At 34.6% G+C, this 20926-nt stretch carries 18 protein-coding genes; 5 read left to right on the top strand and 13 right to left on the bottom strand.

All coding sequences use genetic code 11. The features are described from left to right. The first annotated feature begins 75 nt into the window (after positions 1-75). Together cadC and cadA are read left to right on the top strand one after the other, a co-directional pair. Positions 76-432 (top strand): Cd(II)-sensing metalloregulatory transcriptional repressor CadC, encoded by a 357-nt coding sequence (gene cadC, locus IGI46_RS20100; RefSeq protein WP_003744462.1) that lies wholly within the window; start codon positions 76-78, stop codon positions 430-432. A gap of 16 nt (positions 433-448) precedes the next feature. Next, a complete protein-coding gene (gene cadA / locus IGI46_RS20095) occupies positions 449-2551 on the top strand; it encodes a cadmium-translocating P-type ATPase CadA (RefSeq protein ID WP_003744464.1) in 2103 nt (700 codons plus the stop codon). Between the two features lie 151 nt (positions 2552-2702). On the opposite strand, the gene IGI46_RS20090 is transcribed toward cadA, so the two are convergent. The 13 genes from IGI46_RS20090 to IGI46_RS20030 form a co-directional block, all read right to left on the bottom strand. Further along, positions 2703-3728 carry a lysozyme family protein gene (locus IGI46_RS20090; protein WP_010785418.1) on the bottom strand — a complete coding sequence of 342 codons (1026 nt, stop codon included), beginning with the start codon at positions 3726-3728 and terminating at the stop codon, positions 2703-2705. Further along, positions 3715-5502 carry a CD3337/EF1877 family mobilome membrane protein gene (locus tag IGI46_RS20085; RefSeq protein WP_003744468.1) on the bottom strand — a complete coding sequence of 596 codons (1788 nt, stop codon included), beginning with the start codon at positions 5500-5502 and terminating at the stop codon, positions 3715-3717. The genes IGI46_RS20090 and IGI46_RS20085 overlap by 14 nt, the downstream gene beginning before the upstream one ends. Before the next feature lie 12 nt (positions 5503-5514). Beyond that, entirely contained in the window at positions 5515-8037 is a 2523-nt protein-coding gene (locus IGI46_RS20080) for an ATP-binding protein (RefSeq protein ID WP_010785417.1), read from the bottom strand. A 14-nt stretch (positions 8038-8051) separates the two neighbouring features. Next, positions 8052-8741, bottom strand: coding sequence for a TcpE family conjugal transfer membrane protein (locus IGI46_RS20075; RefSeq protein WP_010785416.1), 690 nt, complete (start codon positions 8739-8741; stop codon positions 8052-8054). Positions 8742-8743: 2 nt separating this feature from the next. Then, entirely contained in the window at positions 8744-9082 is a 339-nt protein-coding gene (locus IGI46_RS20070; RefSeq protein ID WP_003744475.1) for a TcpD family membrane protein, read from the bottom strand. Then, positions 9083-10102 (bottom strand): conjugal transfer protein, encoded by a 1020-nt coding sequence (locus IGI46_RS20065; RefSeq protein WP_003744477.1) that lies wholly within the window; start codon positions 10100-10102, stop codon positions 9083-9085. Between the two features lie 4 nt (positions 10103-10106). After that, entirely contained in the window at positions 10107-10481 is a 375-nt protein-coding gene (locus IGI46_RS20060) for a hypothetical protein (RefSeq protein WP_010785415.1), read from the bottom strand. Next, on the bottom strand, positions 10478-10963 hold the full coding sequence (locus IGI46_RS20055; protein WP_010785414.1) for an antirestriction protein ArdA: 486 nt from the start codon (positions 10961-10963) through the stop codon (positions 10478-10480). The genes IGI46_RS20060 and IGI46_RS20055 overlap by 4 nt, the downstream gene beginning before the upstream one ends. Positions 10964-10975: 12 nt before the next feature. Further along, positions 10976-12277: an XRE family transcriptional regulator gene (locus tag IGI46_RS20050; RefSeq protein WP_002367017.1), complete on the bottom strand. Its 1302-nt coding sequence runs from the start codon at positions 12275-12277 to the stop codon at positions 10976-10978. A gap of 376 nt (positions 12278-12653) precedes the next feature. Continuing rightward, positions 12654-14090, bottom strand: coding sequence for an FtsK/SpoIIIE domain-containing protein (locus IGI46_RS20045; protein WP_010785413.1), 1437 nt, complete (start codon positions 14088-14090; stop codon positions 12654-12656). A 16-nt stretch (positions 14091-14106) separates the two neighbouring features. Then, positions 14107-14505, bottom strand: coding sequence for a DUF961 family protein (locus IGI46_RS20040; protein WP_010783787.1), 399 nt, complete (start codon positions 14503-14505; stop codon positions 14107-14109). A 15-nt stretch (positions 14506-14520) separates the two neighbouring features. Next, a complete protein-coding gene (locus tag IGI46_RS20035; RefSeq protein ID WP_002367014.1) occupies positions 14521-14841 on the bottom strand; it encodes a hypothetical protein in 321 nt (106 codons plus the stop codon). Between the two features lie 59 nt (positions 14842-14900). Further along, complete coding sequence (locus IGI46_RS20030) at positions 14901-17594, bottom strand: SpaA isopeptide-forming pilin-related protein (protein ID WP_077150399.1); 2694 nt, start codon at positions 17592-17594, stop codon at positions 14901-14903. Positions 17595-18005: 411 nt separating this feature from the next. Between IGI46_RS20030 and IGI46_RS20025 the strand changes: the two genes are divergently transcribed. The 3 genes from IGI46_RS20025 to IGI46_RS20015 all read left to right on the top strand — a co-directional run bounded on the left by IGI46_RS20025 (position 18006) and on the right by IGI46_RS20015 (position 20923). After that, positions 18006-18872, top strand: a complete 867-nt coding sequence (locus IGI46_RS20025) for a DNA processing protein DprA (RefSeq protein ID WP_002367012.1) — start codon at positions 18006-18008, stop codon at positions 18870-18872. Further along, the gene (locus IGI46_RS20020; protein WP_077150400.1) at positions 18856-20019 is read left to right on the top strand and encodes a phosphoribosyltransferase; all 1164 of its coding nucleotides are present in this window, start codon (positions 18856-18858) and stop codon (positions 20017-20019) included. The genes IGI46_RS20025 and IGI46_RS20020 overlap by 17 nt, the downstream gene beginning before the upstream one ends. Before the next feature lie 229 nt (positions 20020-20248). Further along, positions 20249-20923: an FtsX-like permease family protein gene (locus IGI46_RS20015; protein WP_429974138.1), complete on the top strand. Its 675-nt coding sequence runs from the start codon at positions 20249-20251 to the stop codon at positions 20921-20923. Positions 20924-20926 lie beyond the last annotated feature (3 nt).

Genomic DNA, 20926 nt, shown 5'->3' with positions numbered 1-20926 from the left:
GAATCAACATTGACATAATAAATTTGAAAGGCTACAATACAGTTGAGTGATTGCTCAATTGAAAGGGTGAGAAATATGAATAAACAAGAATTGATCTGTGATTGCGATGTTATACATAAAGAAGTTGTAGAGAAAGTGAAAGAAGTGATGCCTGAAAAACAAGCAATAACTAATTTAACTAGTTTATATAAGGCATTTGCAGATAAAACTAGATTGGAAATACTGTATGCATTACACGAGAGTGAAATGTGTGTTTGTGATTTGGCTGTGTTGCTGAATATGACGAAATCGGCAATTTCTCATCAATTAAAAACTTTAAGGCTCGCTAATCTGGTAAAAAACAGACGTGAGGGTAAGATTGTGTATTATTCACTTACTGACAAACATGTGTATGAAATTTTCGAACAAAGTTTCAAGCATGTAGCAGAATGAATCTGGAGGTCCCGATATGAAGAAAGAGTATATTTTAGAGGGGTTAACTTGTGCAAACTGCGCAGGGAAAATTGAGAATGACGTTAAGAAAATAAGCGGTATAGAAAATGTGACACTTAACTTAATGAATACGACGTTAGCATTTGATAAGAAAGATGACAACGGTCTTGATGAAGAAATCGAAAAAATCGTGCATACGTACGAACCAGAAGTTGGTGTTTTTCCTAAACAGGAATATAAAAAAGAACCAACAAAAAATTTGAGTCTTAAAGATAATAAGATTTTTCTTCGACTAGTAGTTGGTGCAATTATACTTATATTTGCAGTTATAGCCAACATGCAAGACGGTATAAATGATTGGTTGAAGTTAGCGTTATTCTTAATCAGTTATGCAATTCTTGGTGGAGATGTATTGTTAAAAGCAATTCGTAATATTTTTAAGGGCCAAGTATTTGATGAAAACTTCTTAATGAGTATTGCAACGATTGGAGCCTTTATCATTGGAGAAACCGCAGAAGCAGTTGCTGTTATGCTTTTTTATCAAATTGGTGAATTGTTTCAAGATATTGCCGTTAAGCGTTCTAAAAAATCAATTACAGATTTAATGGATATTCGACCAGATTATGCTAACTTGAAAGTTGGAAACGACATCAAGAAAGTAAAACCTGAAACAATAAAGATTGGTGATATCATTATTGTTAAGGCTGGCGAAAAAGTATCTCTTGATGGAATTGTCGTTGCTGGCGAATCCCTGTTAGATACAAAAGCATTAACAGGTGAATCGGTCCCACGAAAAACAAAAACTGGAGATAACGTATTGTCTGGTTGTATCAATCAGAGTGGTGTCTTAACGATTGAAGTTACAAAAACATTTGGTGAATCAACGGTGGCAAAGATTATTGATCTTGTTGAAAATGCTAGTAGTAAAAAAGCCCCCACTGAAAACTTTATCACAAAATTTTCAAGATACTATACTCCAGTAGTGGTAATTGTTGCAACCCTATTAGCAGTCATTCCTCCCCTATTCTTTGGTGGTGAGTGGTCTGATTGGGTAAATAGAGGGCTAATCTTTCTTGTAATCTCTTGTCCATGTGCATTGGTTGTTTCAATCCCGCTAGGTTTCTTTGGTGGAATTGGTGGTGCTTCTAAACATGGTATTCTAGTAAAAGGCAGTAATTTTCTTGAAGCCTTAAACAATGTTGATACAATTGTATTTGATAAAACAGGAACACTAACAGAGGGAGTATTTGAAGTCACTTCTATTAATACAAGCAATGGTTTTACAGAAGAGCAATTAATAGAGTATGGAGCAAAAGCAGAAACACTGTCTAATCACCCAATTGCTATGTCAATTAAGAAAGCTTATGGTAAAGAGATTGAACACAGTGAACTTGATTCTTATCAAGAAATTGCAGGACATGGAATTAGTGTATTGATTAAAGAAAAACCTGTTCTTGCAGGAAATGAAAAATTAATGAAACAGCATAATATTGAGTATATGTCGAACAGCGAAACAGGAACGGTTGTTTATATTGCTATTGATAATGTATTTGCTGGTTCAATTGTGATTTCAGATAAAATTAAAAAAGATAGTTTTGAAGCCATTCAATCACTTAAGAGTAAAGGTGTTCAAAAGACAGTCATGCTAACAGGTGATAATAAAGTGATTGCTCAAAATATTGCTAAAGAATTGTCATTAGATGAAGTTTATTCAGAATTACTTCCAACAGACAAAGTGGATATTTTAGAAAGACTTGAAAATGAGGAAGTTGACAAAGGAAAACTAGCCTTTGTCGGTGATGGAATCAATGATGCTCCCGTATTAGCAAGAGCAGATATCGGAATTGCTATGGGCGGTTTAGGGTCAGATGCTGCTATTGAGGCAGCAGATATTGTCTTAATGACCGATGAACCTTCTAAAATAGCAAAAGCCATTGATATTTCAAGTTTTACAAAGAAAATAGTATGGCAAAATATTATTTTTGCATTAGGTGTTAAAGCCATCTTTTTAACTCTTGGTGCATTCGGAATTGCAACAATGTGGGAAGCTGTATTTGCTGATGTTGGTGTATCTGTATTGGCGATTTTAAATGCTACACGTGTCATAAGATATAAATAATCAGAAGCAGATATTGTAAAAAGTACAATACCTGCTTCTTTATCTGAATAGTGTAAAGAATAATTTTTTAGTTGATTTTACAAAATTAAGCTGCGACAAATATAGTTGTGCGAACTAAAAACTCTTTCTCAAGTATTTTTAGTTTTAAAATTTATGGTGTTCCATACCCTATAATATAAGGGCTATTTTTTTCATAACTTAGTTTAGCAATCTTGTCTCCTGAATTACCTTCAATTGTATAAACAACTTCATTTTCTACTTTCTCCACGATTCCTACATGGTCGCTGACAGAATCACCATCCCAATCAAAAAAAATGATATTGCCACTTTTAGGCAAATTACCTTTCCCTAGCCATTGGTTTTTAGCTTTAAAATTTTCAATACCTGTTGGGCAATAAGCAAACCGTTCCATTTTAACACCAGCTTTTTCAGCATTATAAGAAACAAAAATGGCGCACCATTCAACACGTCCGTTGAAGCCATACCATTGCCAATACTTCATCCCTCCATCATGTGTTCCTTCATCCAATTCTTTAAGTGCTGAGTTTACAATAGCCGAATTTCCTTGACTATTATTGCCGGAAGTAGAAGTGGTGTACTGTTTAACAATTTGAGCGTAAAACATATTGCCATACGCATAACGATAATCATAGCCTAAGTTAACAGCTATAGGATTAGTGTAAGTAACTGTTTTTCCACCTGCTTGATTTTTTGAGAATTGAATCGCATTATCCAGAGAGTAGCTCTTACCTGAATGACTTAGAAAGCCACCTCCAAAATTATATGATTGTACAATATTTAAAACATCGTATTCTCGGTGTCCTTTCCACATATCTGCAAAATATTTTACGCCAACTTCAATGGATTCATTTGGATCTTGAATTGAATTAGGTGGCTTTCCTTGGCTTTCGGAACATTGCATTACATCGGGATATTTTTCTGAATTTCCCCCTGATTCTGCCATAATGATTCCTAATAAATAAGGAACCGCTTCGGAAATCTCATTTTTAGCAGCTTCTTTTGTGACTTTATCTTTCCAACGAAGCACTGCTTCTGGAAGGTTTTGTCCTTCTTCCGAGCCAGAGTTGGTAGTTGAAGAGTCACTTCCAGCAATGAGCATGAAAAATATAAAAAAGAAACCTGCCAGTAATAAAAGAGATAACTTACGTGGTTTCATAGGGCTGTTCCTCTTCTAATTCTGGAGTGCTATAGGCTTCCTGTCTTAAATGACTAATTTCTTTTTCAAGTTGCTTTGCTTCATGTTGTGTTACTGGAGATGGAGAAGGTGATGAAGGGGTTTCTTCTAGAGAAACATGTTCTATAGTTTCTGTTATCTCTTTATTCTCAACAACTTGTTCCACAGAAGTTTCAATTTCTTCCGCTAAAGGACTTGGTGCAATTAATGTATCATCAACTTCTTCCATTGGTAATACAGTTTCCGTTATAAAAGGTTCTGTACTTGTTTCAAAGTCTGATACGTTTTTAACAGGATAGTTTGGCAATTCTGCTGAATCTTTTACACCAACAGTATTTATAGGGAGCGTTTCTTCTTTGGATGTCATTGGATGTTCATCAAAAGCTGTTGCCGTTTTATCAAGAGAAGTTTCTTCTTCACCAGCTTGCACTAATAAATTATCCTGTAGTTCGTTTTGACGATAAGCGTGATCCAATTCTACTCCAGAACGAAGGTAATCATTTTCTGCGGCTTGTGTTTTATAGGCTTGTTCAGCATAGCGATTTTGCTGATCTTCTTTTTGTGCTCGTTGCTGCTGCCTTTCTTGAAGAGCTTGTTTTGGATTGAAAGAAAAGTCTTTTAACTCTGCTTTTCCTTTGATAAGTGAGCGAACGATTTGTCCTTTATTCTTCCAAATGAATAGACCTAATAAAACTTTTACGAACAGTCCAACAATCATTGTGACAATGTTTGTTACAACAAAAAAGGAATCTAGCAAATTTAGAATAGAGAACAAGAGACCAAAACCGAATCCAATCCCTATTTTTGAAGCAAACAGTGTTCCTAGTAACATGAATCCATTTTTTAACAGATGGTGCATGTTTGGAATCAAAGCTAAAAATAGTAGTGAGGGGAAGAGAAACAGAATTCCGTAAATTAATAGCTGGATTAAAATATTTGCAACCCCAATGATTAGTACCGCTGTTCCAATCACAATCAGCATAATAAATGTATTTAGTAAAACAGCTACTTTTTCGGTCATACGATCAGAGGTGAGATAAGAATTTTTTTCGGAGTCTTTTTTTATTTTATCTGCAATTTCGTCTGTCTTTTTTTGATTAAATGTTTCGCCACTTTTAACAAGATAGGATTCAAATTGCTCTTTTGATAAGTCAGTTTTCCCAAAATTGAGTAAAGCATAAGGTTTAATAACAAATTCATCAAAAATAAGATTTCGGATATTGCTTGTTCCATCTAATTGTTGGTTTGATCCGAGTAAGTTCTCTGAAATATTGCCATTGCCTTTTGTCAAACTACCACTTGTTAAATCAACTAATTGTCCTTGAACATTTTGAGATAGTATATTCACTTCTTGGATTTTGTTAGCACCATCCGAAAAGAAGGTCATACTTCCAACATAGATTAAAGTAAAAACACCAAATCGAATTAATGCTTTGCTGATTCCTTTTTCAAAAAAATCTTTCACTGAAATAACAATCACGAACGTAAAAAGGAGAATTCCTACAACACTGAATAACTTATTGTAAATAGCACCAGTAGTAGAGAATAAATCCGGTAATACTCCTTCTAATAAATTTAAACTAAAGAGTTTGTCTATCACATAATCTAATGCCAGAACAAGGTATTTGATTAAGCCAAAGGCAATATTGAGCAACGCATTTAGCACACTTTGTAAATTTTCATTGATGCTAAACCAGCCGCCTTTTTCAAAAAAGGATTGGAAACTGTCAATATCAAATAAATCTTTTAGTAACATAGCAGCTCCTTTCTAAGTGCTAAAGGTCGTTTCCACATCTGCACTTGTATTTTTTTTGACCGTTTGCAGCATTTGATGGATTTCTTCATAAGGACAGTAGACAAGCATTTTGCCAACACGTCCTCGTAAATCTAAATAAAGGCAATGATATTTTGGTAGATTTTTTAACCACTCAATATTCTCATTAGTGATTTCTAATCCTAAATGACGAAGAATATCTTCTCGTTCATCTTTGTCATCGTATGCAAAAATTCGTCCAAAGTTTCCTGTATCATCTTCTTCGGCTGTATCTTTAACAGATTGAGTGACAATAATCAGGGTATTGTTAAAACTTCGACCAACTCTGCGCATGGATTTGATAATCGCACGACCGTTTTTAGAAGAATTAAAAATCCAACTTTCATCAAATAGAACAACAGTGCTTTCCTCTCGGTCACGTAAGCCGAAAAGTTCACAGAATTTTCCAATAGACATCATCAACATGACCGATTTTCTTTGGGTAGCACTGTAATCATTGCTAAGTGTTTCTGCACGAGGCATTTCTAACCCCAAAACTTCTAAGATAGTCACCTTATTCGTAAGATTTAGTCCTTCATTTTCGCCATAACTAAAAGCTAATTCTAAAATAGAACCTTGTACTGATTTCTTGATTAAGCTGGCTGTATCTCGTACCTCCTCATGTGGACTTTCCAGCATGAAGTCAACTACATGAAGTAAGCCTATTCGTTCACCTTGATCTCTTCTTTTTAATACAGTTTCGATTCCTTCTAGCATTGCCAATCTTGATTTTTTCTCTCTAGCACTAGTAAAATCATAAAGCTCTTCAAATAAGTCTTGCGCCATGTCTTTTGCAGCTACTCGATTAGGAATAAAACAGAAGGGATCAAGAACGCCTTTGTTACTGGTTTTATTTGGATCAAGTCTCACTTGGTGGAAGTGCTGTTGAATGAAAGCACAAGTGTCGGGATACTTTTCTTGATAAAGTGGATGATTGATAACCTCCATAATCCAATCGAAGAACTCAGATTTAGGATCAACGTACAATCCTTTTCCATTCATTAAAACTGAAAGGAAGAAAATAAACTTTGCCAAGTAGGATTTTCCGTTTCCAGTGGGTCCAGTGATGGCAATGTGCGGGCTATTGGCTTTTTTATCAGCGATATCATTTTGGTTCCCAATAGATGGATTAAAGAAAATGGGTTTTCGACTCGTTTTTGCCACTTCTTTTGGTGTTAAGTTTCGAGTGTTTTTCAATTCCGAGACCATACCAATAGGAATTCCTACGTTATCACCAATCCGATTTTCAACACTCAATAACATTTCACTAATTCCTTCAACTGTGGTGTAGTGAAGCCAATTTTTTTCAGAACCTAGTTTGTTACCAGCTAAAAATTGATGGAAGAGAAATACTTGATCGGCTAAGCCTTTGACTATTTCAACATTTCGAGATTGGCATAAAGAAATGACGGTACGAATCCGACTACGACATTCCTCTGGTGTTTGTCCAAAGACACCAAAAAGTCCCAGCCATTTAATGACAGGGACTCTTAAGTCTATTTTATTGTTTAAGTCGGTCAAAGCATAACGATTAAAGCGACTGGATTTCATTTCGGAATCGCCCATAGAAACCGTTTCTTTTGCACTATTTTTTAATCGCTTGGCAGCACGAGAAGACTTTCCTTTTAATCCTCTACCACCTTTTAAGGGTTCAAAATGCCCTTTGAGTCGGAATTCTACTGGAAAGGGGAGACTTTGCACCACTTCTGCTATATGATTGAATGCCAAGTTGGGGGCGAATTTATGAATAGGAAGCAGAGCAATGTAGCTAGTTCCTTCTGAGCTTCTTAACTTTAATAAGCCTTGTTCTTCTGTAGGATCAAGAATAGTATCTGTTAATGAATAGCTGCTATTTTCAACAAAATCAAGATCAAAGGAAGTCTTCATTCCACGTACATAGGGATAACGGCAGGCTTGTAGCACTTCTTGTTCAGTAAGTCTACGCCCATTAACCGTTCCAACAAGTTGAAAAATTTCTGATTCTATTGAACGGTATCGTTTTAAAAAATCTTCATCAACAGTTAGGTGATAGTGGTTCAAGGATAATAACTTTCCTGCGTAATAGTCAACGACTTCCATCGCTTTTCCTTTTACAGTTGTTGCAGAAGATAAACTAGAAAGTTTAACCCCAATATAAAATTTTTCCGTTGTGAGAACTCGAAGTTGATTTTCTAATTCGGAAAGTGTTCGATCAACTAAACTATCGCCCATTGATTTTGCTTGTTCATCAAAATTTTCGGAGAAAGCTGCTAGCCGCTCACTAAGATTGTAAGAATGCGGATTTAGAAATAGTTCAAAGTCCTCAAAACGGCGTAAGCTTTGTAAAAATTGATTCCATTTTTGTTTATGCTTTTCTTGAATTTCTTTATTTTGACCAATAACATAGTCGCTAGGACAAGTAAAATATGCCCAAACTTCATTTTCTGTAGTAAGCAATAAATTATGATAAACCTTATGAAATGGCTGTTTAAACTTCATTTTTTTCCACCTTTCTATAATAATCTAGTGATTCGTTTACGAATGGATTGCTTGATTAATGAATGATATTGTTCCTTTAATTTAGGAATTTCTGACATCGGGATAACTCCGTCTGCAAATTGCCGAAAGAGTATTTTCTTCATTAGCAATACTTCATCATCTGTTTCAAACAATTCATAGAAACCTTCTTCTCTTGCCTTTAAGGATTCAAATTCATGGATTAGTTCTGGAACAACACTATCTTTTATTTCTTGTTTCAATTGGTCAACATCTAATGTATTCATTTTTGCTTCTCCTTCTTTTTTTATGGAAAGCTGTTCAACGGTACAGCGATCATAAATTACTTTTTCTTGTTTAAATGAGTGAAGTTGCTCATGATACAGTGATTTATGCCCAAATACAAAGGTCAGAAGATAGAGAAAATAATCTTTCAAAAAAATATCCGCTCTCTTTCCATCCGGCTCAACTCGGTTAAATAGTTGTACTAATCCATAAGGAATAGCTAGAGAAACTATGACGACTAATTGATTCATTCCAAAAAGTATCAAGAGAGCACTAAACACAATCGCAAAACTGACTGTTGCAACAGTGAAATCCTGTGCATAAACAACAAAAGGTAAGTGGACATTTTTGGCAATTTCTCTGATCATATAGGGTGCATTGAAGGGCTCTCTATAGTCTAATATCTGTTTTTCTATATTCATGACTATAACCCAAAGTAGCTTTTTAGATTAGAAAGTGAATTAAGAACGCCTGTAGGGTCTTTGATAACAGCGTAAATGATACCGCCAAAAAAGAGGATTGCAAAACCTTGAATCCATTTTGAATTTAGAAATTCTTTGATGACTAAATAAACAACAACTACACCAAAAATTGGTGCAATCCAGTCATTCAAGATATAGTTACTGGCTTCCTTAGCGTTTGCATCAGCATAAGCGACAGGAGATAGAGCGAAAAAGAATAAAAGGCTACTGAATAGTGTTGTGAGTTTGACAGTTAGTAGTTGTCTTTGCTGAGGAGAGCATACTATTTTCTTTTGTTTCATTTAAATTCCTCCTAAATAATGATGAATGGTTTCAATAAAATAAGTGTTTTCTCGTTGCTTCAACAATAAAGTCATGGTTTCCTTGTGACCTATTTTTGTTTCACCATCAATAACATCAAATGTAACAAAAGCAAAGAGTTGTTTGTCTTTGAAGAAGGGTTTAATTTGGCTATTACTTATCTGATAATTACCTGTTAGAATTTCTGGTTCTTTCATCATAAATGCCATATCTTCCAATGAAGCAGATACATATTTATCAAGGAATGACTGGATGAAACTGACAACCATTTTTTCTTCTTTGGTATCCACTTGTTGGTACTGAGAAATATCAGGCATTTTTAGTTGCCCATTTTTTGAAGTTAGTGAAGGCTCAAGAGTAAAATAAGGATAGGCAGTCACTTTAAACGATTGATTTTTTAATTGTATAAAAGGGATATTTAACAACACACGATTTTCAATTTTTTCGTAGTCAATATATTTTTCTTTGGTGACTACTTCTTTATTACCTTCTTTTTTCTTTACATCACGTTCTTTTGTAACTGGAGCATTGATTTCATAAGCAATACGGTATTGAGCCACCAATTGTCCATTTTCACTGATTAGATTATAAAAATCAGAAGAGAGTAGTTTTCGTTCAGTCCCCGTATTCTTTTCTTCATCTAGGGTAATCATGAAATAGGTCTCTTGGAGTGAATTAAAACGTTTTTCAAATGCTTGCTGCTCGGTAGGAATATTAATGTAAGCTGTAATGAAAGGCTGTAGAAACTGTTTATACAATTCTGATGTAACAGCTGTATTTGTCTTTTTTGCTAATTCTTTGTGAATCGTTTCAGTTAATGTGGTTTGTTCTTTGCGAATAAGACTTTGCATTTGGGTAGATTTAACAAAGGCAAAGGGACCACTGCTGATTAACAAAAGCGTTAGGATTAGAAAGAAGGTACGAGTCGTTCGGATACTAGCGGCTTTTTCTTCTTTTGGTAAAGCTGGGGGATGATTCTTTTTCTCTTTGATAAATTTCATTGAATTACTCCTTTGTGATTATTAAAAAAGGGAACCCCTTTACCAAATAAAGGAGTTCCTTTGCAGAAAGTTGCGTACCATAAATTTTTAAACGACTAGACTGAGAATTGAATAGATAGGTAGCTTTGTAAAAATCATACGAATAACCAAGATAAACACCGGAATCGCTATAACGTTCTAGTCCTTCAATATAAAGACTGGTGTGTTTAGAAAGAATTCGTTCAAAACAGACTTCTTTTTTAGGAATAAAAACCAGATTTTCTCGTTGAGTTAGTTTTTTTACAGTGAGAAATTGCCGAGCTTGTCTTTCGGGAATTTGTCCTTCTAAATAGAAAAAGCCATATTTTTTGAGTTCTTCTTTGAGATATTTCTGATTCATGACAATACCTCAATAATAGTATTGTCGTTTGCTTGATAGAGGCGTCCATCTTGGCGTAAATCTTCACCAATTCCCCCATAGTCAACATTCCACTTGATTAAATCAGGAACACCAGATAAATAGCCAAGATCATCCACTAATTGTTCTGCATAGTCTTTATAAGAATAACAGTCAGAGTAGACTTGAATTTCATCAATTTGTTCAAATGCATCTAAAATATCGCTGAAAAATCCGTACTCTACAAGTTCACCTAAATAGTGAATGGCTGGGTGTCCACTATGCTCATCCAGTTGTTCTGCTACTTCATTCATTTCACTAAAATTTTCATAGTGAGAAAGGGTAAATGGTGCCATGTAGTCTGTTATTAAATGTTCCTGCCCATCGTCCAATTCGATTTTTTCTTTGACCTCTTCCCAATCAATAGGTAGTTCAAACCATCGCCCTTTATGGGTATGAAGATTTTCGATATATAATTCAATCATTTTTTTCACCTCTCAATTAAATAAAAATTGTGCTAATAGCTGTTCGACTTCATCTTGTGTAACAGTTACAGAAGAGGGAGTAGCTGCTTGAGTTTCTTCTTGTAGCAATAATTCTTTTATTGTTGTTGTAAGTTTTGACAGCTCTTCTTGATCTTTTTCTTTTAGCTCTGCTTGCTGAATTCTAGACATTAACTCATTTTTGCCAAACGTTTGATCCATAATCCAAATTTTCTTTAGCGTAGGAGCAAGATAGTTTGAGAGCCAGCGTAACGCTTTATCATAATTTGGTTTTTCACCCTTCATGGTCAACCGTAATTCTTGCATGCTTTCAATGACCATGCGCCAATTTTGACTGTAATGAGTGCGCAGTCCATTTGAGTCGCAATCATATACTTTGATGGCAGTATCAATTAATTCTTTGACGATCCATTCAATTGTTTCTCCTGTAGAAAGTAAATATTCAACAAAGAGATAAGCTTTTTCGTCAGCCAAACGGATTTCATAACGATTTTTAATGCCATATTTCTGACGAGCCATTTCAACAGATATTTCTTCTTTTTTTGCCAATTCGTAATCTTTTTGGTAAAAGTTTAAATAAAACGGCGATTGTCTGGAACCAAAATAAAGAGAGAGTCCTTTGTTGAGCTGTTGTCCATTCTTCACAACAATTCCTCCTGTAAAATCAAAATTGCGAAAAGTGGTATCGACTAATCCTTGTTCAACTTTTTCTTTCAATTCAAATAAATCATAATTGGGATAAAGAAGAGAGAGATGTTCATCCAGAGCCAAATCAATTCGTGTAATTTTGGTGTCAATTATTAGACCTTCACCAAAAATATTCGATTGATAAAGCCGCCAAAAGAATGTCGTCCAAGTTTCTTCTTGTTCTTCTAGTACCAATTCATATTCTCGACAGCCTTGTCCACGCAGTTCAATCATCACTCCCATATCTAGGTTTTCTGGATTTGAGAAAACAAAGATGTCACTAAAACAATAGCTTTCTGTATAATGATTAAAGCCATAGTTTTTGTAAATGAATACATCTGGATTCATTTGTAATATTTTCTCAATTACTTGAGAAGGGGAGTGGATTTTGAATCGAACACGAAGAAAATCAATTTTTGCTTCCATGGGTAGAAAGCCACCGTCCAAATGGAATGTTTTGCGTATTTTTTCTATGGATTTTTTTGTGATCGTTCGTTTACCAGTTTCAATCATGGAAAGGTATGATTTACTCCAATCAAGCTTTTCAGCAAATTGCTGTTGTGTTAATTGAAGTCGCTTTCGTAAAATTTTTATTTCTTGATTATTCATGGGTCACCTGCCTTATGTTCACAAAATAAATGAAAATTGTTTACAGCTTTATTCTTAAAGAAAAGCTTTATTAATAAGGGATTTTGATAACTATTTTGTCTTTCTTGTAAAAAGTTACCCCCATGTTATTAAGCGGGGGGTAACAGGTTAGAGCGAGCGTTGCTCGCCCTAACCACGCACAGTCATAGTCAGGAAACCTGCCTATTCCTTTTCGTTCTACCGCCACACACCAAAGTGTGCGGCTTTCACAAGGAAACCTTGTTCATAAAACGAAGCGGTTAGTATCAGCTTCTTCCATCCGCTGAGGCAACGAAAAAAGGGCAACGAAAGATAAAACTTTTCCTTTCCCTTTTTTCATTGATATAGTGGGGGGATCTCACTCTAGCTTTTTCCGTGAAAGTCCAAATGCTGAATGTGCTTCATTAATTTCCTCAGTAGTCATTTCTTGTAAAAGCTCTTTTATATTTAACGTTTGCATAGAACCAATTTGTTGAAGAGCTGCTAGAAAGTCATATTTTCTAGGAACAAGAGGGGCATAGAATTCACGAGGAACTCCTGAGCCACTATCGCAGTAGCCTCTGCCTTTAATTCGTTTATTGATGAACGCTTTTCCTTTTTGATCCGATCCAAAAGTCATGTAATAGCCCTGTTCTGATAGCTTTCCCAAGCTAACTCGAAATAAAAGATTATCACGTACACCGCCACCAAAGTTATCTGCATCAGGACGTTGGGTTGCTAAAATGAGAAAAACACCTGCTTGTCGTGCTTTTAGAACAAGTTCCTTTACATATCGCAGAATTTCGTCCTGTTCTTTATAGGTTAAGGTGCCAAAAAAGGCTGCCCACTCATCAACAATAATAAAGTAGGGAGGAATACCATAGTATGCAAAGTTTTTCCCTGTTGTATAGTTAGGGAGAGCCTTCATATAAACATAACGTCGATTCATTTCTTCTACAGCATTCTTTAAACATTTCGTAATCCATTTTGTTCCGTAAAATACGTGATTTTTGAATAAATGTAGACTTTCTAAATCTTTTAAATCTGCTTCTTTTGGATCACATACATCAACCGTTCCAATCTGAATGAGCGCATGAATTAAGGTGAGCAGAAAGTAGGACTTGCCACCCCCTGTGCCTCCAGTTACTAACATGTGAGGCACTTCGGCATAGTCCCATATAACGCCATCCATGAGTTTGACTTGTCCATTTGTTACGATACAATCTTCAATTCTAATCCGCTTACTGATCACATCAATCATTAATAAATAGGTGGTGAAGCCCATTTCCTTTTGTTCCTCAATGAAGTCAGCAATGTACATTTCTTCAAAAGTTTTTGCAATTTTTTGAAAGCGATCATGCCATTTCATGCCATCTGTGGGAACCGTTAAATAAAGAATTTCCTTGGTATTACGGTAATAAACTTTTGGAAAAACCATTTTTTCAGTAGCCTGTTCTTTTGATTTCCGTTCCTTCTTCTCATACAATCCATTGCTTTTCAAGAGACGAGCTAACATTTGTCGTTGGTAAACTCGATAGAAGAAACCACCCTTTAAAAAAGAAACTCTGCGAATCATGACCAAAACTAACAACGGCAAGAAGAGTATTAAAAAAAGCCCTCCAATGGGAACTAAGAGGGCAATCCAATCAATTATTTGTCTTTGTTGCATCATCTGTATTAGCGGATAGATAAAAAGGTAGCTGTAGTAACCAGCAAATAATAGAAAAGGAAACCAAGCTAGTAGAAGGTAGGTACGATAAACAGATAGATGTAGAGGACGAATTCTACGTCCACGATAATGAAAGAATGTGTTCATAGTTGCCTCCATTCAATTAGTTTTTCAGATTTTGGTCCCCTTTAGCTTGCTTTACATTAACTGATTCTACTTTTTTTAGGGATTCTGCTCGGATTTTGAAGGCTTGCTCTGACTGAATCGAATCGTTATAACCAGTATAAGAAGAAAGCCAAGCAAGTGCAGTGACTTCTCCTGTAAGCTCTACTTCATCATCATAAGAGAACGCTGTAGTATCAACAGTTTCTGGAACAGTAATATCAATTTGGTCATTTTTAGCTTCGGAATAGACAGTAATGCGTTGTTCACGAACAAAATCTGTTCGGTTACCTTCTGTATCTGTTTCATAAATTTTTTGGCTATTCAAATAGAATAATTTTCCAAATGTTCTACGTGTATCAAAATCTTTCACAATGTTATCTTCAAATTTTAAACTCATCATTTTTCTCCTTTTCTAGTTCAATGTCAGCAGTTGTTTAGCGAAAATTTGTAATTCAAGTGATCGACTAACTGTTCCAATATTATTTCGTTTGGCACTAGGAACAAGTGTAACTTCACGCAGCTCGACTTCTTTACGACCTTCAAAACGTAGGGAGTTTCGTAAATTTGGAACGATGATTTCAAAGTCAGGATGAAGAGCAGAGGAGGCTGTAAAAATGCGACAAGGGATTCTTTTTCCCTCTACATAAATTTCTCGTTCTTCTTTAACGGTTGCTTTGATTTTATTTCCTAATTGATTGTCCTTTAAGACAATGCTTGTGACACGATTGGACATCTTTTTTCCTTCTTTCTTTTTTATAATAAAAAAGAGACATAGAACTGCCTCCGTTTTTTCTAATTATCGTTGTGATGCTTTTTCTTTTTGTTGTAAAGGTAATAGCCAGCAACTCCAGCTAACAATAAGCTCCCTAAAATAATTCCTGCAAAAGAAACAACTTCACCAGTTTGTGGTAAGCTTCCTGTTACAGAAGTTTCTTTTTTACTTGGAATCATTTCATTTGTCATGTTACATTTGACAACCTCACCATCTTCTTGAATTTCAAACTTAATCGGCGTTTCGTCTATTTGATAGCCAGTAGGGGCTTTATATTCTTGGAAATAGTAAACTCCTCGTGGTAAGTTTTCAAAACTAAAACGACCTTGATGATCCGTCTTTCCTTCAATGATGATTTTTTTATCTTTATCAAGAATACGAACGCCTGTATCTGGTAGCTCTTTTCCATTGGAAACATCCGTTTTGGTTAGTTCAGCAATCCCTTTGACTAAATGATTTTTAATCTCCAGCAGTAGAAGTGGCTCTTGATTGGTTTGTGGTTCCTCAACTGGGGTAGTTTCATTCGTTAATGGCTTGTTTGGATTTTCTTCTTTCTTCTCTTCATTAAGGATTTCACTAAGTAAAGTTCCTTTACTGTCATAGACTTGAATTCCTTTTAGAGTAGAGACGATTTGATAGGTCTCAGGAGATAGAACATACTGTTCAGAAGCTGATTGTTTTTCTTTCAAATAGAATGTTCCCACAGGGATATTGGTAAAGGTAGCAAGAGATTGTTCATCTACAGTGACTGTTTGAATCACTTCTTTTTCCTCATTTTCTAAAGTGAAAATAGTGCCTTTTCCATTCCCTGTAAAAGCAAAATCATAGCCATTTTTTTCTTTTAAAGTGGCTTCTTCATTTACTTTTTTTAGTGAGAATTGGTTGAAGTGAAGCTTATTTAGAAGTGGTACAGATTCATCCTCCAAGTTTTCTTTAGCAGCATAAATATCGATTACTTTTTCGGATTCGTGGTCAGCTGCTGTAAACTCAAATTCATGACGGCTAGTATCAATATCATGAATTTCACCAGCATCTAATTCTTGAAAGTAATATTTTCCTTCCATTAATTGTTGCCTAGGGAACGTAAGTCCACCATCTTTTACTGTGCCAAAACCTAGTAGAGAATCAGCAGGCAGCACTGTTTTATCTGTCATTGTAAATGCTTGATTAGTAAACAGACCGAATATTTTGTCGTTGGCTTTGATCTCTTCTATAATTGGTTTATTTTCTTTCCACTCCTGAATCTGCTCTTCGTTTTTATGGAGAGTGATCTTTAGTTGTTGAAAATCGTTTTTTGCTTCAATAGATTGAGATACAAGTTCAACGTTTTGTCCTTCATAGGTGAATTCAAAAGGAAGCGGAGTGGTATTCATCAAATAGCCAGCAGGCGCAGCTGTTTCAATGGCTTCATATTTTCCGAGATAAAGTTTTGGCATATTCATTAGTTCACCATTGTTATCTGTTTGAACAGTGGCAACTACACTTCCTTTTTTTGCATGAACATAGTTGCCTACTTTAATATCTTCACGAGCTTTGATGGTGAAAGTTACATCCGCCAGAGGAACATAATCGAAAGTGATTTCATGTAGCTTTCCATATTTTGAATCTTTGGTTGTAACACTAGAAGCTTTTTGCCCTGTTTTCTTTAGGTGAAGCAATCCTTGTTGGGCTTTATTTGCAAACACCACTTCAATTGTTTTATTGGGTTCAATCGTAATTTCTTTAGATTCGCCTTTATTTACAAAGCCATTGTTGGCAGTTACTTCGGTGATTTTTATTTTGGTACCAGCTTTTAAGTCATTTATTTGAGCTAAACCATTCGTATCAGTGACAATTTCTTTGGATTGTCCGTTAAACTCAAATTTCATTTTTGTATTGGGGACAGGCTGTCCGGTATCCTCATCTACTTTTTTCAATTTGACATTACCGTTTAAATTGACTTTGATATTTAGCTGAAAGGAGCCGGCATTAGATAATTTGAAAGTAGCTACTTTTTGTTCATTGGGTTTGTTGAAAACAAAACTTGTACCAACATCATTCGCATTTGCGATATTGTACTGTAATTTTCCTGTTTCTTTCGATGAACTGGTTGCGGTTAACTTCAATTGGTTTCCGGATTTATTTAGTTGTAGATTAGCGGAATTGCTAGCTAGATTGCCATACTTACTTAAAACACCGTTTGTATCATTAAGTGTGATTGTATCGCCAACATTTAACGTGATCGTCTGATTATTGAATGAAGGTTTTGTATTGTGCGCATTCACTTTTGCTAGAATTTCATTTTTCCGATTTTGATAGTTGGGAAGGGTGGTAGACAGTAGCTGATCGCCAAATGACTCCCAAATCATGTTTTGAGTGATTCCATAGTTTTCACTTGTAGGATTCGTTTTATAGCCATAATAGGCAATCAGAGACAAACGGTCTTTTTCAGCAATAGTGAGTTCAGATGGATCAAAACCAGAACCGCCATTTAAAATGGTACCATGTTCGATACAAAAGGCAGGCTCACCCTCTGCTTTAATCATGTGAACACCATCATCTGTCCAATGAAGACCAGCAGGGTTCGCTAAATACCAAGTAGAAACGTAATCAGCAATTCTTGTGTAGTTGACGGTAGCAGCAAGGACAGTGATAGGAGTAACAAAAAAACTAGCCATGATTACTATCAATGCGAGATAGCTGGCTAGTTTGTGCTTTTTATATTTAGTTGTCATTGTTTCTTTTCCTCCTTGAGTTATTTTTGTTTTTTTTAGAGTTACGAGAGGGACTTCTGATTTTTTTGGACAAGTGTTTTGATTCAGCTCCTTTAGATACTTATAATGGTATTTGATATCTTAGATATTTTGAAAAGTAATTGAATTATATATTTTCTGATAGTTATTAATTACTCTAACTGAAACTCTATTTAATTACGGCTAAAATGAAAGCCTTTTTTTGGAGCGAGAGAGTCGGTTTGGTTTCAGACTATTTTTGTACAAATTAAATTTTTATTTGTTTTTGTCGCTTCGTGAATTTGTTGACTTTTTATATTTAATAGTTCAATATTAAACTGAATAGTCTGGATATAGTTGAAACTGAATATATGTCTTCAATAAACAGATGCATATCATTAAGGAGAGAACATTATGCAAGAAAATATACGGAGTGAATTGTTTTTTTTAAAGCAGTTTGGATTTAATGATATTTTATTACAACATATATTTCTTTCTGGACTAGATCCTATACAGGTGATTTTTAAGAAAGATATCGATTTAGAAATCAATTTAGAAGATCTTTTTTCTGAAAAGGAAAAAAAGATATCAAATGATTTCATAGCCTATGAAGATTTTAAAAAAAATTTGTTTTCTAATGAGTCTTTTTTGGTGAAAAATAGTAAAAATAAAATTTTTTTTAAATATGATAGGAATGAAATAACTGAAATAGTCCCAGAAAAAATAATGCCTCTTTTTATTTATTGTAAAGGTGATACATCGTTGTTAACAAAGGACAAAAAACGCATGGCAATAATTGGAACACGCCATCCGTCAAAAAAAACAATTGAGATAACACAGAAATTGACTCAAAAATTTGTTGAAGCCGGTTTTGTTATTGTGAGCGGTTTAGCAGAAGGAACTGACACAATTGCTCATGAGACAGCATTAAAAAATAATGGTAAAACAATTGCTATATTACCAACAAATTTCAATAAAATTTATCCTAAAAGTAATAAGAAACTTTCGGATAAGATAGTAGAAGATGGGTTACTATTAACTGCTATTGGTCCTAAAGAGAATACTTATAAATCGAGTTTTTTGGAAAGAAACCAATACGTGGCAAATGTGAGTGATGTAGTTTTAGTTACGGAAACTAATTTAAAAAGTGGAACAATGAATACAATTAGAAATGCGAGTGAGGCAGCTAAAAAAATATTATTTGTAGACCAAAATGATGAAAAAATTAATAATAAAATTTATGAATTTGGAGGAGAGATGTTAAATGCCGATTATGAATAAAGTTGTAATTATGTCGAAATTATTTTTGTTTAATTCAGATAATCAACTGATCCAAGATAATTTATGGATTGTAGATTTTTTTGCAGACCAGGAGATAGAAATTGCTATTCTGGCAAGAAGTGCTTCAGTTAGAACAATGAAAAATCAGATACCTGAAAATTTTGAAAATAAAATAGCATTTGTGGACAGAAACCCACAAACTAAAAAAGCAATTATTGAGTTGAAAAATAAAGGAATAGTAGTTGCGGTAATAGGACTTGTAGATGAGGATGCCATTTTTGCATTCAACTGCAAATTGCCATTATTTAATCCAGAAAAAATGATTAATCAGAGATCAAATATTTCTGAAAAAGTTAAAAAATACGGACTACCTGTTATTGATTTTCAAAATGTTGTAGATTGTTTTAAAGCTTTTGACGTCCATCAAGGAAATTATTTTGAGATGCATATAAATGACCAGTACAGTGTTATGAGTTTGAATAATGCAAATACATTCTATCGACCAGAAGAAGAAGCTAGAATAAAAGAAATTTTTGAAGCTAATCTAAAGGGAAATGAATTTTCAAGAGATCAAAGAATTCTACTTATACTGCTATTTCATTTAATAAATGAAGTAACTACAAATAGTTACTATCAAGATGTAGATTACTGGGGAACGTTCCCTTCATCTAATCCTAGTAATACAGAAACGTCTATTTCTTTTTTGAAAGAGGCAGTCAGAGTTATTGTAAGTGGTGGCCCAAGAACTGGACCAGAGATACTAATCAGGCATACTGCTATGAAGTCAAAACATAGTAGTGGTTTATCGAGATTGCAGCAAAAATGCAATAGAGATTTTGAAACATTGAAGATTAATGATTCTTTAGTAGATAGGATTAAAGGAAAAGTTATTTGTATTATTGATGATTATATAACCAACGGCTATTCTGCTGAGGCAGCTAAACACTTGTTACTAAGTGCGGGTGCTAAAAAAGTTATTTTTCTTTCTATTGGTAAATTTGGGAGCAAATATTTTTTAACAAATTATGATTTGAATGAAGCAAGTTACGAATTTATTGGCGAAGAATTATTTCAAGGAAATTCAAGAGGTAATTTTTATGACAAATATAATGATAATGAAATCTTAAACTTTACAGATTTAGTTTGAAATTTTTAGGGACTTTAATAAAATCATTAGTATTCGTTCCAGCTCGCAATTTTCTTACTAAAAACTATCCAAAACATCCATATTTTTCTAATTAAAAAAGTTTGAAACTAAATCAAAACTAACTACAATTGACAAAAATTACTAGAATTTCGCAGCATTCACAGAAGAACCAGAATGCCGGTATACCAACGTTTAGAGCTTGTCAGTAGTTCTGAGAAAAGCAAGCCTTTTGCTGGAGCTTTTAGTAGCTGGAAAAAAAAGGACCTTAACTGTCAGTGGCATTTATTCAGATGTGACAAATGGTGGGAAAACCACCAAAGCAACCTTTGAGCCGCCCCAAGAGAATGCGCATGTGATTGGAAGCTCCATCCCGGTAACCTTTAAAAAAGCAGGAATGATTGATAGACAGACAGAAGAATTTAAACAACGATACGATTATGCAACTGTTGCTGACATTGATGAACATATTCAACAAACATTAGGCGGAACCATCGCAGGAATTCAAACGGCTTCTTTGATTGCCATCCTGATTACGGTCTTCCTGATCTTTTTAGTGACGATTCTGTTCATGAAATTACTGATTGCAAAAGATCGCTTTTCAACAGCTATCTTAAAATCAATCGGCTTTGAGAATACGAGTATTCGCAAGCAGTATTTTGCACGTTCTGGCGTAATTTTGATTTTAGGGGTGCTAACCGGAACACTAATAGCGAATACACTGGGAGAATATGTTAGCGTGGCTTTGATTTCTTCCTTTGGTCTTTCCTCGATTCACTTTGAAATCAATCCATTCTTTGCCTATTTTCTCGCACCGTTAATTATGGCAACATCTATCTTTATTGCTACATTAATTGGCACGAGAGACATTGGTAAAATCACTATACCTGAATATATAAAGGAGTAATCG

Source organism: Enterococcus sp. AZ163, assembly GCF_050498925.1.
In the GTDB taxonomy this organism is placed as follows: Bacteria; Bacillota; Bacilli; order Lactobacillales; family Enterococcaceae; genus Enterococcus_A; species Enterococcus_A ferrettii.
This window is presented reverse-complemented; position numbering and strand designations above follow the sequence as displayed.